The organism is Ohtaekwangia kribbensis (assembly GCF_042676245.1).
Classification (GTDB): Bacteria; Bacteroidota; Bacteroidia; order Cytophagales; family Cyclobacteriaceae; genus Ohtaekwangia; species Ohtaekwangia kribbensis.
The window spans coordinates 1212391-1227330 of record NZ_JBHTKA010000001.1 but is presented as its reverse complement, the minus strand read 5'-3'; the positions used below and the strand labels follow the sequence as shown (position 1 = coordinate 1227330).

At 43.9% G+C, this 14940-nt stretch carries 10 protein-coding genes; 9 read left to right on the top strand and 1 reads right to left on the bottom strand.

What is annotated here, in order from left to right; translation table 11 throughout:
- The first annotated feature begins 30 nt into the window (after positions 1 to 30).
- The 7 genes from ACFQ21_RS04780 to ACFQ21_RS04750 all read left to right on the top strand — a co-directional run bounded on the left by ACFQ21_RS04780 (position 31) and on the right by ACFQ21_RS04750 (position 10237).
- The gene (locus ACFQ21_RS04780) at positions 31 to 1716 is read left to right on the top strand and encodes a GAF domain-containing protein (RefSeq protein WP_377575574.1); all 1686 of its coding nucleotides are present in this window, start codon (positions 31 to 33) and stop codon (positions 1714 to 1716) included.
- A 101-nt stretch (positions 1717 to 1817) separates the two neighbouring features.
- Complete coding sequence (locus tag ACFQ21_RS04775) at positions 1818 to 2267, top strand: hypothetical protein (RefSeq protein WP_377575571.1); 450 nt, start codon at positions 1818 to 1820, stop codon at positions 2265 to 2267.
- Between the two features lie 77 nt (positions 2268 to 2344).
- The gene (locus tag ACFQ21_RS04770; protein WP_377575568.1) at positions 2345 to 3313 is read left to right on the top strand and encodes a hypothetical protein; all 969 of its coding nucleotides are present in this window, start codon (positions 2345 to 2347) and stop codon (positions 3311 to 3313) included.
- Positions 3313 to 3882: a YfiR family protein gene (locus ACFQ21_RS04765; RefSeq protein WP_377575565.1), complete on the top strand. Its 570-nt coding sequence runs from the start codon at positions 3313 to 3315 to the stop codon at positions 3880 to 3882. Before ACFQ21_RS04770 ends, ACFQ21_RS04765 begins: the two co-directional genes overlap by 1 nt.
- A 53-nt stretch (positions 3883 to 3935) precedes the next feature.
- Positions 3936 to 7103, top strand: a complete 3168-nt coding sequence (locus ACFQ21_RS04760) for a SusC/RagA family TonB-linked outer membrane protein (RefSeq protein ID WP_377575562.1) — start codon at positions 3936 to 3938, stop codon at positions 7101 to 7103.
- A gap of 19 nt (positions 7104 to 7122) precedes the next feature.
- Positions 7123 to 8775, top strand: a complete 1653-nt coding sequence (locus ACFQ21_RS04755; protein WP_377575559.1) for a RagB/SusD family nutrient uptake outer membrane protein — start codon at positions 7123 to 7125, stop codon at positions 8773 to 8775.
- 31 nt (positions 8776 to 8806) lie between these two features.
- A complete protein-coding gene (locus ACFQ21_RS04750; RefSeq protein ID WP_377575556.1) occupies positions 8807 to 10237 on the top strand; it encodes a glycan-binding surface protein in 1431 nt (476 codons plus the stop codon).
- A gap of 55 nt (positions 10238 to 10292) precedes the next feature.
- Here ACFQ21_RS04750 and ACFQ21_RS04745 read toward each other — a convergent pair whose 3' ends face one another.
- On the bottom strand, positions 10293 to 11513 hold the full coding sequence (locus tag ACFQ21_RS04745; protein WP_377575553.1) for a sensor histidine kinase: 1221 nt from the start codon (positions 11511 to 11513) through the stop codon (positions 10293 to 10295).
- A 421-nt stretch (positions 11514 to 11934) separates the two neighbouring features.
- Here ACFQ21_RS04745 and ACFQ21_RS04740 point away from each other — a divergent pair, with 421 nt between their 5' ends.
- Together ACFQ21_RS04740 and ACFQ21_RS04735 are read left to right on the top strand one after the other, a co-directional pair.
- Complete coding sequence (locus ACFQ21_RS04740) at positions 11935 to 13128, top strand: transcriptional regulator (RefSeq protein ID WP_377575550.1); 1194 nt, start codon at positions 11935 to 11937, stop codon at positions 13126 to 13128.
- A gap of 45 nt (positions 13129 to 13173) precedes the next feature.
- Positions 13174 to 14754: a tetratricopeptide repeat protein gene (locus ACFQ21_RS04735; protein ID WP_377575548.1), complete on the top strand. Its 1581-nt coding sequence runs from the start codon at positions 13174 to 13176 to the stop codon at positions 14752 to 14754.
- Positions 14755 to 14940 lie beyond the last annotated feature (186 nt).

Genomic DNA, 14940 nt, shown 5'->3' with positions numbered 1-14940 from the left:
TATACGCTAGATCCCAATCAGGTATAAAGGATGAAAACCAAAGTAAAAAAATTTCTTACCCGAAATGCAATCACGGTAGCGATCATCATGATCGTATTGTTGTTGGTAACAAACGTTGTGCTTATTCTTCAATATAAAGCAACGCTTGTAAAGAACACCGCCATTAAGCAAAAGGCTGAAGAGATTAAGTATAAGTCTGGCCAATTGATTGACTACGTATTGCATAATATGGACCTCGGTATACGTGCGTATGGTGCAACCAAGAACAAGGATATGTTAGCTCCTTCGATGACAGCCATTGAAAAAATAGATCAAGTGTTTGATGAACTGGAAGGCGGCCTGCAGGAGCAGGCACAACCATATGATGTGGCGGGATTGAAAGAACTTCGCAAGACCTATATCGAGTACGGTAAGTTTATTCATGAGATGGCACGCATGATTGAGCTGGACAGTATGAATACATTTCGCGCAATGATGTCGGAAGATCGCGGATTGAAAGTGTTTATGCATTGGAACGATGTCGGGGTAAAGATCAGTATTCACGAAGATGTCATTAACGGGCAAGCCGAAGAGAGTTATCAGGCTGCCATAAATAATAATATATACCTGCAGTTCTTTATATTGATTGTGAGTTTGCCGACACTCGGGTTTGTAATATATAAAATTCGAAAAGATAACAACGAACGCTTTTCTTTGCTCACAGAACTCGAACAGAACAACCGTAAATATGTTTTCAATCCGGGAACGTCATCCTATTCCAACGATCAGAAACAGTTAATCGAACACTCAATCAAAAATCTTCAACAGGCGAGTGAGTTCATTGAAAATATATCGGAAGGACGATATGATACCACGTGGACTGAGTTGAACGATGCCAATAAAGCACTCAACGAAATGAACCTGGCCGGCAGACTTACGCGCATGCGCGATCAGCTAAAGCAAATGAAGAAAGAGGAGGAGCGCAGGCTGTGGAGTAACGAAGGTATAACGCTGTTTTCGGAAACCGTTCGCAATCACCAGAAGAACTTAACGGAGCTGTCGCTCGAAGTAGTGCGTTTCCTTACCAAGTATATGAATGCACAGCAGGGCGGCCTTTTTGTTTTGAAAGAAGATGAAAGTGAATCTTACCTGCAGCTTGCAGCGTGCTATGCCTTTGATCGCAAGAAATATATAGAGAAGAAAATAGAAATAGGCGTGGGGCTCATCGGCCAGGTGTACCTCGAAGGACAAACCACCCTCATTACGAAAGTTCCACAAGGATATACCTATATAACATCCGGAATGGGAGAAGCTACACCAGAGTGCTTGTTGATTGTGCCGATGAAGTATAATGAGCGAACGGAAGCAATCATTGAGTTGGCGAGTCTGGAGAAATTTGAAGATTACCACGTAGCGTTTATAGAGAAAGCAGGGGAGTTTGTTGCTTCTGCATTGCAAAGCGTACGAACAACAGAGAAGATGCAGAACCTGCTTGATGCTTCACGACACCAGGCAGAAGAGATGCGATCTACGGAAGAAGAAATGCGCCAGAACCTGGAGGAGCTGCAGGCTACGCAGGAGGAAATGGTTCGCAAGCAAAAAGAGATTGATCGCATACGCGAAGAAGAGGCCGAACGTGCGCGTAAAGTAGCTGAGAGCAATCGCCAGGCTACCAATAAAATTATAGAGAAGCTGAAAGTTACGGAAGAAGAGCTTCGGAGATTAAAGGAAGCCTGAAAACTGATAACTACTTTGATACTATTATAAACAGTACTTACAGATATATACCATAAAAGACCTGGACATAATTATTGCTTTTGGAGCTAAACAGAACTGAAATGATATCTATGCGTGTGACGGAGTTGCTCAGGCTTACAACAACATCAGGAAGAACTTATCTGATCGTTAATCAGCTTGACACAGAGGGGTTGGAAGTGATCTGGAAAGGATTTACTCCCCAGGGAATTTTTAAGGCAGGTATAGATATGGTTGCGGAATTGATGGTAAAGCATCGCCCCGCAATTTTGGTGTTTAACGTCCTGGAGCATAATACGAGCGAAGAGTTGCAGCGGTATGCTACTGCTGCGCTGCTTGAGTACGCCAAGAAGTACTTTATGCGTACTTTCTCGGGGCAGAAATTCAAGCGTGTGATTGTAACGAATACGATTGGCCCGGAGGATGTTGAAGAACCCTCGAAGGGATATTTTGTGCGACTATCTGAGCCACGTGTAGAGACTGTATATACATCGAGTACAGAGGAAGCTTATCATATTGCCGGACTCCGGTAAGAACCTTGATCAATGAAATATACTGCGATGTATAGCGGGTGCTGCCTGATAACCACATTGGATTGAACTGATTTCGGATGATTTTTAATTACCCCCGGGAAGATCGATCACTGGAAGTGAACATTGTGCTTAGCTTCACCAAGAGCACAATGATCATTACGGCACTCTATGCAATTTATGATTTTTTTCAGAACGATTTTGATGCTGGTGTAAAGGCCGGTGTTACGATGATTGTATATAGCAGCCTGTATGTTCTCATTCTATATACGAGAGGTGCACGTGGCATTATCAAAGTTATCATGGGCATGTATATGCTCTCCGTTCTGGGAGGTTTCTTTTTTCAGGGTGGACTATTCAATGTCAATGGCTTTGATATGTTTGCACTTATTATTGCGCTTACGTTCGTGTTTAACGGGAGCGAACGCGTTGTGTTTTTGTCGTTGTACACACTGCAGATTCTGACTGTGTCCTATATTCAGATTGCACATCCGGAGTGGATATCCAACGTGCGCGACAAAGATTCCGTGCTCGTGAATATAGCCGAGATATTTGCCCGCATTTTAAATGTACTCTACATAGTTTACCTCTATAAGAAAGAATTTGAGAAAGAGCGCGAGCGTGTATTTGAGACCAACGAGAAACTGGAGGAAGCAAACGCAGAGGTATACGCGCAAAATGAAGTTATCGCGTCTTACAACCGATCACTCGAAGTACTGGTTGAAGAGCGAACCAAGGATATACAGTCGCTGAATCAGAAATTGATTGAATACGCTTTCTTCAACTCTCACAAAGTAAGAGGGCCGTTAGCCAGAATACTGGGGCTCATATACCTGATCCGGTTAACCTCCGCAGTTAATCAAAACGAGAGTATCCGTTCAATAGACGACCAGATTGAAATGCTGGAGAAAAGTGCCACCGAACTTGATGACGTAATCAAAGCCATTACCGTTCTGCTGGACGAAGAAACAAAAGATATACTTGAATATCGAACAGCACTCTCTGTAAGAAAGGGAGATGATCGTTCGTCAACACAATCCATTTCGTAATGCGTTTAGAGTTAGGAGGATTTTTTCAATGGACGCATCGTTGGAGAATCAAACTTCGGCCATCATTCATTTCTACAAACATAATGATGCTTGCCCTATACGTGCATAGCTATGCACAACCTTCGATCCATTACTCGTATGCCGTGTTTGTTCAAAGCTTCGCCCGGTATAGTTCGTGGCCTGTATCACCCAGTGGTTTTAAAGTGGTGGTTGTAGGAAATACAAAGGCTTACGATGAAATCGTAAAGAGCGTTGCAGGTAAAGTGATAGCCGGGTCTGCCGCCACTGTTGTAAAGAACGATGATGATGATGCCAGTATAGAGGATGCGAGCATTATATATATAGCGGATGGTGCGAGTAATCAACTATCGCAGCTGTTGAAAGTAACAGATGGTAAACCTGTAATGATTATAGCGGAAAGGGAAGGACTTCATAAGAAAGGCGCTGCAATGAGTTTTATAGTGATCAACAGCAAATTGAAGTTCGATATCAATATGAAGGAACTGGACAAACGCAATCTGAAAATTTCGGCACAACTAACAGCGTTAGCCAACAATATTCTTGAGTGAATCCAAATAATGAGAGAACTATACATGACAACCTTACTTTACCTGACAATTGTATGAAAAAAGGACGCAACAGGCGACACTATTTGCTTTTTACTTGTTTTATACTCATGGGAATTTCCAGCGCACTTGCTCAGAAGCAGGTGGTGAGTGGAGTTGTAACCGATCCATCACTGGGAGCACCGATTCATGGCGTAAGTGTCATGGTTAAGGATTCCCTCACCTTGACAACTACTGATGCCGAGGGTAAATATTCGATCCTGGTAAAATCAACCGACATACTGGTTTTTTCGATATCAGGGTATATATCTGCCGAACTCCCTGTAGGCAACAACACACACCTCGATGTTGCGCTTGAAGAAGATATACAGTCACTCGCAGAACTTATGGATGTTGTATTGGTTGGTTACGGTGAATTGAAACGAACGGATCTTTCGAGTGCGCAGGTATCGTTGGATGACAAACAAGTTGACATGACATTGAATACTACGGTTGAGCAGGCGTTGCAGGGTCGTGCAGCCGGAGTATATATTACGCAGAACACGGGCCAGCCCGATGGATCAGTATCCGTAAACGTACGCGGTATAAATTCTGTAAACGGTACAAATGATCCGCTCTATGTAATCGATGGTATACAGATTAATACCAGCGGAGCATTCGGCAGTAACAGTGCAGTATCTCCTTTGGCGGGATTGAATCCGGCAGATATTGAGACGATCGAAGTGTTGCAAGGACCTTCTGCCACGGCTATATATGGATCGCGTGCTACCAATGGTGTAATTCTCATCACAACCAAACGCGGCAAACAAGGTGATCTGAGTATACGATATGGATTTCAATATGGTATACAGAATACCCCAAAGCAACTTCCGGTGTTGAACCAGCAACAGTATGCTCAATTTACAAACGAATTACATGCGAGTGCGGGGGGGACAAGTCCGGAAGAATTTCAGGACGTATCGTTATTGGGCAAAGGTACTGATTGGCAACGTGAACTGTTTACAACGGCCCCCCTGGTGAACCATCAGCTCAGCATCAGTGGTGGTAAAGAAGATACTCAATTCTATTTGTCGGGTGATTATTTCAAACAGGATGGTATTACTCCGGGAGCAGGCTTTGATCGCGGAAGCATTCGGTTAAATGTCGATAACCAGACGCGCTCTTGGTTAAAACTGAATTTGAATCTGAATGTTAACCAGACCGATGATAAACTTACTGCACAAAGCGAAAATGTAATTGTAAATACACTTGCTATTGCTCCTAATATAGCAGTACGAAATCTCGATGGTAGCTGGGGCGGAGCAGATAATGCCAACGGCAACAGCGTGCAGTATACGCCTTACAACCCGGTAGCCATTGCCAACCTCATCCAGAATAAATATAAACGCAGACAGTTACTGGGCGGTGTAGGTGCTGAGGTCAATCTTGCGAAGGAACTTACGTTCAAAACATCACTCAATACAAATATAGGTACAGCCAGCACGACATACTTTGTACCGACCTATACGCTTGGGCAACAGGCAAACAATATAGCAAACCTTACCATAACAGAGACAAATTCTAGCTACTGGAGCTGGAACCAATTGCTGCAATACAATAAAACAATAGGTGATCATGCTGTTGGCGTTATGGTGAGTCATGAAGCGCAGTACGGTCTCGTGAAGAATGTCTCCAGCGGACGCATGGGCTTTATTACTACCAATATACTCGACCTGAATGCCGGTAACAGCAGTGAATCATCAAACAGTAGTACGCAATCGGATTGGGCGATGGAGTCTTACTTCAGCCGGGTAAACTATACATTTAGAAATAAATATATAGTACAGGCAGCGATGCGTGCTGATGGATCATCAAACTTTGGTCGCGACCATCGTTGGGGAGTGTTCCCATCGGGTTCCGTAGCGTGGCGTATTTCGCAGGAACCGTTCATGAAGAGTATAACTCCAATCAACGAATTGAAGCTCCGCGCTGAGGCCGGTGTTACGGGTAACCAGGGTAATGGCGGAGTATATAGCGCACTTACCCCGATCACTACTTCATGGGGAACAGGTTTCGTTACCAGCCAGTATGGAAATCATAATCTGAAGTGGGAGCAAACTACGACTTATAATATAGGTTTCAACCTGGGACTGTTGCAGGATCATATTCATATTGAAGGCGACTTCTATATCAAGAAGACTGATAACCTGATCATGAAAAGTCAGTTGCCTGATTATTTAGGAACGAACGGAAACGGTTCGATTGCTTCGCCAACGGAAAATATAAGTGCACTTGAAAATCGTGGCTATAGCATTACCGTAAGCACCGTAAATCTCGATCGGAATAATTTTGTGTGGAATACCAACTTCAATATATCCGGGTTTAGAACGAAAGTTACCAGGCTATATTCCGAGTCCGCTATTATCGATCGCTCGGCCTGGTATATGAATAATTTTACACAGCGTTCTGTGGTGGGTAAAGCTCCATGGCAATTCTATAGTTACCAGGAAGAAGGACTGTTCAAGTCTGTTGATGAGATTAATGCGAGTGCGCTGCCGGTTGGCAGTGATGGAAAAGAGTTATCCGTTGGCGAGTATGGCGTATGGGTAGGCGATACCAAGTATAAAGATGTAAACCAGGATGGTGTTATTGATGAAAAAGATCGCACCTATATTGGTAATCCCTGGCCGAAATTTTTCTTCGGTATTACCAATACATTCGAGTATAAAGGTTTTGATCTCAACGTGCTGATCACCGGTTCGTATGGAAACGACATTTATAACTATATGCGTTATGCCAATTCATATCCCAACAATGTAAATCTGGGAATGAATGTTTTTGACGAAACGATGAGCTATGCACAGGTAGCAACTGATGCACAGGGTAATCCTTATCTCTTAAATGCGGGCACACAGCAAGCCCGTCTTGTAGGTACGGCCAACGGTAACAATACACGCATCAGTAACCGGTTTGTAGAAGATGGATCTTACCTGCGGTTGAAAAATGTACAGCTTGGGTATACACTGCCGTCATCACTGCTGTCCAAACAGAACCTGGTTAAAGATGTGCACATCGCAATAGGTGCACAGAACCTGGCCACACTTACGGGCTATAAAGGATATGACCCTGAGGTGGGAGCGTATGTAGGTAAATCGATGACGGCTAACAATCAGCCTATAGGTGTCGATTACGGACGATACCCATTGACACCGGTATATACCTTTAGTATCCATGTTGAATTGTAAGCCAATAAAGACTATCGAAATGAAAAGAAATATTAATCGCCGATATTACCTTGGAGCTGCTGTTGGACTGTTGCTGTCACTGGCCAGTTGTCAGAGCGACTTTCTTGACCGTGAGCCATTGGATGCCCCGTTGAATGAGAACTTCTACCAGACTAAAGACCAGGTGCTGGCTGCAACGGCATCCCTATACGGTTACGCATGGTTTGACTATAACACAACGCCATCGTATGGTATAGGCGATGCGCGAGGTGGAACACTTACCGGTACTGTTAACCAGATCGATAATATACTCTTTGAGACATCCGGTGCTTCATCGGATAACAGCAGTGCGTGGCGTGCTTTTTATAATGTGATAGGACAAGCCAACCGGGTTATGAGTGATGTAGAGAAATATACGGCATCAAGTGTTTCCGAAAGTACGAAGCTATACGCTATAGCAGAAGCGCGTTTTATGCGCGGTCTTGCCTATTCATACCTGGTTCAAAACTGGGGTCCTGTTCCCATCATTACCGATAATGAGGCATCGCTTAGTGATACCGAAATAACGCGTAACACAGTTGAGTCGGTATGGGAGTTTGTTGTCCGCGATATCCGCTATGCAGCAAAAACGTTGTCAGCTACACCTATTCAGGATGGACGACTCACCAAGTATGCTGCGCAAGGCGTTCTGGCGAAAATGTTTCTTACCCGTGCCGGTATATCCGGAACACGAAATCAATCGGATCTGGACAGCGCTGCTTACTATGCCAAATCCGTGATCGATAACAGTGGTGCTTCGTTGTTAGCAGACTATGAAGAGCTCTTCAAGATGAAAAATAACAACAACACGGAAAGTCTGTTCGCACTGCAGTGGATATACAACGGAACTTGGGGAACGCAGAACGCGATGCAATCGTACCTGGCGTATAGTCCGGAAATTACCGGGTTCAACGATGGCTGGGGGGGCGACCTTGGCGCTTCTATGTTTATACTTGAAAAGTATGAAGCTGCTGATAAGCGCAGGAAGGGAACGTTCATGTTTCCGGGCGATCACTATAGCTATATACATCAATCGGTAACAAATGCCCAGACCGGTGAGAGTACCATTCAGGAATTGAAAGTTCCTTTGAGCAACGGTTCTTTCGGAGCGCGGGCATGGGTAAAGAAATATGTAGTGGGCAGACCGGAAGATAATGATGGTAAAGTATTGCAACAGCGTACAGGTATAAATACCTATATATTACGGTTGGCAGATGTATACCTCATCTATGCAGAAGCTATACTGGGGAATAATGCTTCTACGGCCAATGCGGAAGCCTTGAAGTACTTCAATAAGGTTCGTGCACGTGCGGGACTCTCATCAAAAACCTCCATCACGTGGGATGATATTTATACCGAGCGCGTTCTCGAATTTGCTATGGAGGGACAACTCTGGTACGATTATGTTCGGTTGCATTACTATAGTCCTGCAAGAGCATACGATCTTCTCAGCGACCAGGAGCGCGGACTATATACGATTACACCGGTATATACCGGTAATGATCTTTCGGCAGAGCCTACGAGCTGGACTATATCGTTGAGTTATTCCAGGAAGATCACAGCCAACTCCGGCAATTTTACAATGCCGATTCCTACCGTTGAATTAACACGTGCACCGAACCTGTTGAGGGATCCTGTGCCGTATAGTTTTTGATTGATCATTAAAGAAGAAACATAAGAATTGTATGAATAAGAATACTACAAGCACAGCGATAACAAGAGCTTTTCTGCTTCTTTTAATGGTGGCAGGTGGCTATAGTATGATATCCTGCAACGATGATGAAAAGATTGGTGCTCCCGTTATCACGCAAGTGCGACTGATTGACCCTGCTCATCAGGACAGTACATTTACTGAAGCTTTTCCTGGAATAAAGGTTGTTGTGGAAGGACAGAATTTCATTGATGTGAAAAGCGTTGCCATGAACAACACGGTGGTGAGTATTAATCCTGCATACGTGCGGGACGGAAGTATAATAGTGGAGATTCCGGAAGACTTGCCGTTACATGGCACGGATGCTTCGTTGCCCAATCAGATAAAAATAACAACAGCGCATGGTGAAGCAGTATATAGCTTTACCTTTCTGTCACCAGCACCAACCATTGCGCAGTTTAATTTTTCGCTCCCAGCTACCGCAGGGCAGACGCTGGACATAATCGGTACTAATTTTTATAACGTGCAGAAAGTTATTTTTGCTACCGGTGGTCAGGCAATTGATGTGACTGCGTTCACGGTTAGCGGCACGTATGATACTATATATGTAACAATTCCCACGGGAGGCGATGCGGATGGTACCATCACCGTAGTAACGGAGAGCGGTGAGGCTTCAAAGATTTTCAGAGCAACCGTTACTCCTTTTATCACCGGTATCAGTACGGATATGCCGGTGTGGGGCGATTCGCTTGTGATTAGCGGTGAGTATTTTATGGGTATTAAGAGAATTGTGCTGCCCGGTAATGTGGAAGTACCAGCAAGCGCTATTCACATCAATGCAAGTCAGACGCGCCTGTCTTTCATAACGCCAAGGCTACAGGCCGTAGGTATATTGAAAATTGTAACCAGCAGTACGGAAGTACCGGGTACAGTGGTGCTTAATGATACGACAAAAGATATATATAATCACGATGGTATCGGCAATTGGACATGGGCCAGCAGTGAATCGGTTAACGGTTCATCGCCGGCTGTAGCGCGCAGAAAGTTCACACGATTCTCGGGAACAATTCCTGCCTATACCGGTTGGGGCCAGGCCAACGGTTATGCTATCAATAGCTGGCCAACGTCAATTAGCGATGATACACCGATCAGCGATCTGGCGCTCAAGTTTAATTTTTATTCCGGCTATGAATGGAAAGATGCTGTATATATAGATGTACGCATTGCCAACAACGAAAATTATTCGGTAAAACTGGAGCCGTGGAAGACCGGAACAGTTCCTGTAGGTCGCTGGTTTGAATTTTCGATATCATTAGCCGATTTCAATATCCCCGATAAAAACATCTACGCAGATTGGAAAAGTCTTCCGCTCGATAATGCTGTTGTGCTGGTTGTAGCCAATAACAATGAAAAGTCGCTGCAGATAAACTTTTGTGTAGATGATTTACGGATCGTAAAGAAATAGGATAGTATATATATTACCTAAAGTATGGAGCGGTCTTTTGTTTTTTTTATACTACTCAATTTTGAGCAGGTAAGGAGAAATAGAAGGTCGCTCCTTCGTTTACAGACGCTTCAGCCCAGATGGAGCCTCCGTGTTTACTAATGATGCGCTGTACAAGTGCGAGCCCTATACCAATGCCTTCAAACTCAGTAGGCTTGTGCAATCGCTGAAATACACCGAATAATTTATCAGCGTAAGCCATGTCAAAACCAGCACCGTTGTCTTTAATGAAATATACGATATGGGTTTCGGTGGTATACGAACCCACCTCAATGAATGGAGATTCCTTTTTCGATGAAAACTTGATGGCGTTCAATAGCAAGTTTGTCCACACCTGGCTTAGCAAAGCATAATCTGCGAAAGAAGGTAACAACGCACCGATCTGAATTGTACTCTTGTGCGAGACAGAATTATTGATTTCATTGATGGTGCTCTGTACCAATCTTGGAGTGTCGATAACAATCTTTATAATCTCTTTTCTGCCAACGCGCGAAAGCTTGAGCAATTCGTCAATCAGATTCTCCATTTTATAGGCATTGCGCTGCACAACACCGAGTATGCGAGAGCCCTCGGTATTCAGCACATCGCGGTAATCTTCATCCAGCATCCTGGAAAAACCGACAATAGCACGTAAAGGGGCGCGCAGGTCGTGTGACATGGAGTAGGAGAAGGACTCGAACTCTTTATTTAAACTGTCGTATTCTTTTTTCAGATGGTCCAGTTGTATTTCAGTCTGTTCCTGCTGGCGAAGTATATGAATATTCTCAAGCGCAGCAGTTGCTATACCAGCCAGTGATTGAAGCAGGGCAATTTCTTCATCAGAAGAACGATGTATATAAGGCCAATATATACCGATCGCTCCGGTTGATGAAGCACGATCAAATGGAACGACAGTAAGACTCTTGATAAATGTAGATCGGTATATTTCCGGTTCGATACGATCATCAGTATAAATATCTTCAACGCATAGCGTTTGTTTATTCTGTAGTGCTAAGCCTTCTATACGTTGATGGATAGGGAAGTATAAATCTTTCCAGAGAGGTTGTGTTGCATCTTCATCTGCAAAAAAGCACTGCTCACCCTCATATACGATAAAGACAGCACCCTGTGCACTGGTAATTTTTCGGGCAACGGAGAGTATAGTTGCCATCACGCGATCGTTGTCGCGGGCCTGCAGCAAGGTTTGCGTGGCTTGTAACAGGAGTGTGGTGCCGGATGGTGTGGAGAGATTATTCATATGCCGAGTAGCAGTTAAAAAGATGTGTGCACGTGGTGATTAAATAAAAGTATCGAAATTCCCCAGTACATTAAAGCGTTGCCGGATGAGCGTTACCTGTGGACGGCTGCTGGTTTTATAATCTGTTGAATTTTTAAATATGTATTTTTTAGATCATACTTTTTGTCTTGATAAAATAACATTTTAGTAGTTATTAATATATTGTTTACATACCCAATATAGATGTATGTTAATAGTTTGGTGAACTCTTTTTTGGATGAACGGACATTTAAGTAGACATAAGCGATAAAAAGGATTACTTTTGAATTCGGTAATGCAGCTATACATAGGGAGATGTGTTCTGAATTATACCTGTATATTCTTTAGCGATACCTGTGAACCAAAGACCCGGCCTATGGTTTACTGAAAAGAGAATCAATAGATGAAGAAGGTCATTTTTGTTATTCTATGGGCGATTGTCGGTAGCTCGGTGCAAATTTCGTTTGCCCAATCCAGCATCCTGTATAATTTTAATTCAACAGAAACGTTTGAAAAAATCGCGGATCGTTTTCGGCAAAAAGCCAATGATTCGCTTGCACTATATTTTTACCACCAGTCACTCGCCAGCGCAACAAGGGAAGGTGACAGCGTTCGTATGGTTCATTTGCTCAGTAACATCGGAGCGATATACCTGCATCTTGAAAATTATACTACCGCCATGAAATATCAGCAAGATGCCATGCAACGGGCGTCCTACACGCATGATACCGTTGCCGTGGCGACTATATACATGCGACAGAGTGCAATACAGCAGGCACAAGGACATTGTAGCGATGCATTGATAACTGCTAATAAGGCACTGATGTTCAAAAAAAAGCAAATGCGCGCGGAAGATGTCGCAGAGCTATATTTCGAAATGTATAAGGTATATGCGTGTTTATCTGATTTTAAACAGGCCTATGATTTTCAGGCGAGGTACGTGCGGTTGAACGATAGCCTACAGCGCGCAATCAGCCACCATGAAGCAGCCCGACTGCACTTTAATTACGAGTTGGATAAAAAAGAAGCAGCTATAGCTTCCATTCAGCATCAACGCGATGGCGAAGTGTTTCGCAGAAATGCGTTTATCGGCGCACTGGTCGCTTTTCTTGCTATTGGCGGGCTGCTTTATAATCGACAAAAAATTATTTTCGATAAGAAGCTGATGCTGAAAAGGCAACGGCTTGATAATTATACACAAAGTCTGGTGGAGAAATCCGAAATGATACGCCAGGTGAATGAGGAGCTTGCTACATTACGAAACTCGTTGTCAACTGAAGATATACACATTCGGAAGTTTAACGAAGTATTGAACCTGCAGATATTAACAGAAGACGACTGGGAGAGTTTCAAGATTGCGTTTGAGGGCGTGCATCCGGGGTTCTTTGCTAAATTGCGATATCATTATCCGGGCATAACCGTTTCGGAACTTCGCCTCGCAGCGCTCATCAAATTAAAACTCTCCTTGAAAGAATCAGCAGCCATGCTGGGTATATCTCCTGAGAGTGTAAAGAAATCGCGGTACCGTTTAAAGAAGAAGCTGGAAGTCCCCGATTCAGAAAATGTCGATGAATTCATTATTCGGCTTACTGCATAATATAGGAGTGGTTGAGAATACGCGCAGAAGAAATATTGAGTTGAAATGAAGCACCTGAGTTTAAGCATTGTATTGTTTGTATTCTACAACGGCATGGCTACGGCACAGACACACGCTATAGACAGTCTGATTCATGTATTGAAGGAGATTCCGAAGGACTCAAACTACGTTCATGCCCTGGTCGACCTGAGTCTCGAATATCAATATACCAATCGGGGTGAAGCGTTATTGACAGCAGATCAGGCGCAGCGCCTGGCGAAAGATATAGGGTATAGCAAAGGCGAAGCCATGGCTTACAACAGTGAGGCATGGACGTATGTGTTGATGAACGACCCGGTAAAAGCTATAGAGCATTACCTCTATTGTCTCCGGATATATGAAGGGATCGATGACCAGGACGGTGTTGCATGTTCCTACAGCAACATAGGAGGCGTATACATGGATGTGAATAATTTTCCGATGGCGCACGAATACTATGGGAAAGCATTGGCGATATGGCACAAGCTGGGATGTAAAGGTTGCGTTATGAACACCTGGTTTAATATAGGATTGATCTGTCAGAAGCAGGAAGACTATACGAGGGCGCAACGTTTATACGAGCGGTCACTATCCATGGCCGAAAATCTGAAAGACACGGCTTTAATGGTATACACGCTGTTGAATACAAGTGAAATATACCAGGCTCAAAAGGACTATGCGCGTGCCTTTACGTTACGTCAACGTGCTTTTGTGTTTGCTGAGGCAACCCATAACGATGAGATCATTTCTGAAATATACGGTTCGATGAGCGAACTCTACGTGATTAAGCAGGATGTTAAGCAAGCCCTATATCTGGCAGGCAGGGGGCTTGAATTAAGCCAACGTACGCAGTCAACTATATATATAATGAACAACTATAATCGCATGGCCCAGGCACTCTACCTGGCGCGCGATTATAAAAAAGCATTTTATTATCAATCGCTCTATAATACCATGCGCGATTCGCTCAACCACGCAGAGGGCGGGCAAAAGCTCGTACAACTGGAAGCCGCATACCAATTGGAGAAGAAGCAAGCGCGACTAACAACGGCAACGCAGCAGTATGAACATCAGCGGTTCAGGCGCAATGTTGTGGTAATTGCCATAGTAGGGATTCTGATCATCGGACTATTACTGTATAGTCAACGGCTTGCGTCTGTATCGAGGCAACTGGAGTTCAATACACAGCAATTGAACCTGCAGGTTCAAAATCTGAAAGAGAAGTCAGAACTGTTGGAAAGAATAACACAGGATGCTGAAGAGCTGAAGAAAACAATACCGCTGCAGAACGAGGCCAAGCTCGCCGAGGTTCACACTATTTTACTGAGCAACATTATAACGGAAGATCATTGGGATCGTTTTAAGAAATCATTTGAGGAAGTATATCCCGGCTTCTTCGGTCGCATACGATACTTCTATCCCGATATTACCGCTTCAGAGCTCCGGTTGGCTGCCTTTATACGCTTAGGCATAACGTTGCAGGATGCAGCAACCATCCTGGGCATCTCCACCGACAGCATTAAGAAATCACGATACAGGCTGAAGAAGAAGCTCAATATACCGGATGGAGAGGGGCTTGACGAATTCATTCTTCGCCTTACAACCTGATTTGCTGGTGCTTATGTAATCGAGTAACATATTATTATATGCGTAAAGGATGGCTTTACACCTAGCCTGTGACCGGTCTTAGCGACTTCATAGGGCCGTTTATCCATGTTGCCGGATTGCTTCGAGTTTAGAAAAATATGACCTTCCATGCCCGGTCAGGGAAAAATGTCCAATTCTTGTAGAAAA

Bases quoted from the DNA above. Each gene is read 5' to 3' on its own strand.
- ACFQ21_RS04735 (WP_377575548.1), top strand. From the start codon at position 13,174: ATGAAGCACCTGAGTTTAAGCATTGTATTGTTTGTATTCTACAACGGC.
- ACFQ21_RS04770 (WP_377575568.1), top strand. From the start codon at position 2,345: ATGATTTTTAATTACCCCCGGGAAGATCGATCACTGGAAGTGAACATT.
- ACFQ21_RS04755 (WP_377575559.1), top strand. From the start codon at position 7,123: ATGAAAAGAAATATTAATCGCCGATATTACCTTGGAGCTGCTGTTGGA.
- ACFQ21_RS04760 (WP_377575562.1), top strand. From the start codon at position 3,936: ATGAAAAAAGGACGCAACAGGCGACACTATTTGCTTTTTACTTGTTTT.
- ACFQ21_RS04780 (WP_377575574.1), top strand. From the start codon at position 31: ATGAAAACCAAAGTAAAAAAATTTCTTACCCGAAATGCAATCACGGTA.
- ACFQ21_RS04740 (WP_377575550.1), top strand. From the start codon at position 11,935: ATGAAGAAGGTCATTTTTGTTATTCTATGGGCGATTGTCGGTAGCTCG.
- ACFQ21_RS04745 (WP_377575553.1), bottom strand. From the start codon at position 11,513: ATGAATAATCTCTCCACACCATCCGGCACCACACTCCTGTTACAAGCC.
- ACFQ21_RS04750 (WP_377575556.1), top strand. From the start codon at position 8,807: ATGAATAAGAATACTACAAGCACAGCGATAACAAGAGCTTTTCTGCTT.
- ACFQ21_RS04775 (WP_377575571.1), top strand. From the start codon at position 1,818: ATGATATCTATGCGTGTGACGGAGTTGCTCAGGCTTACAACAACATCA.
- ACFQ21_RS04765 (WP_377575565.1), top strand. From the start codon at position 3,313: ATGCGTTTAGAGTTAGGAGGATTTTTTCAATGGACGCATCGTTGGAGA.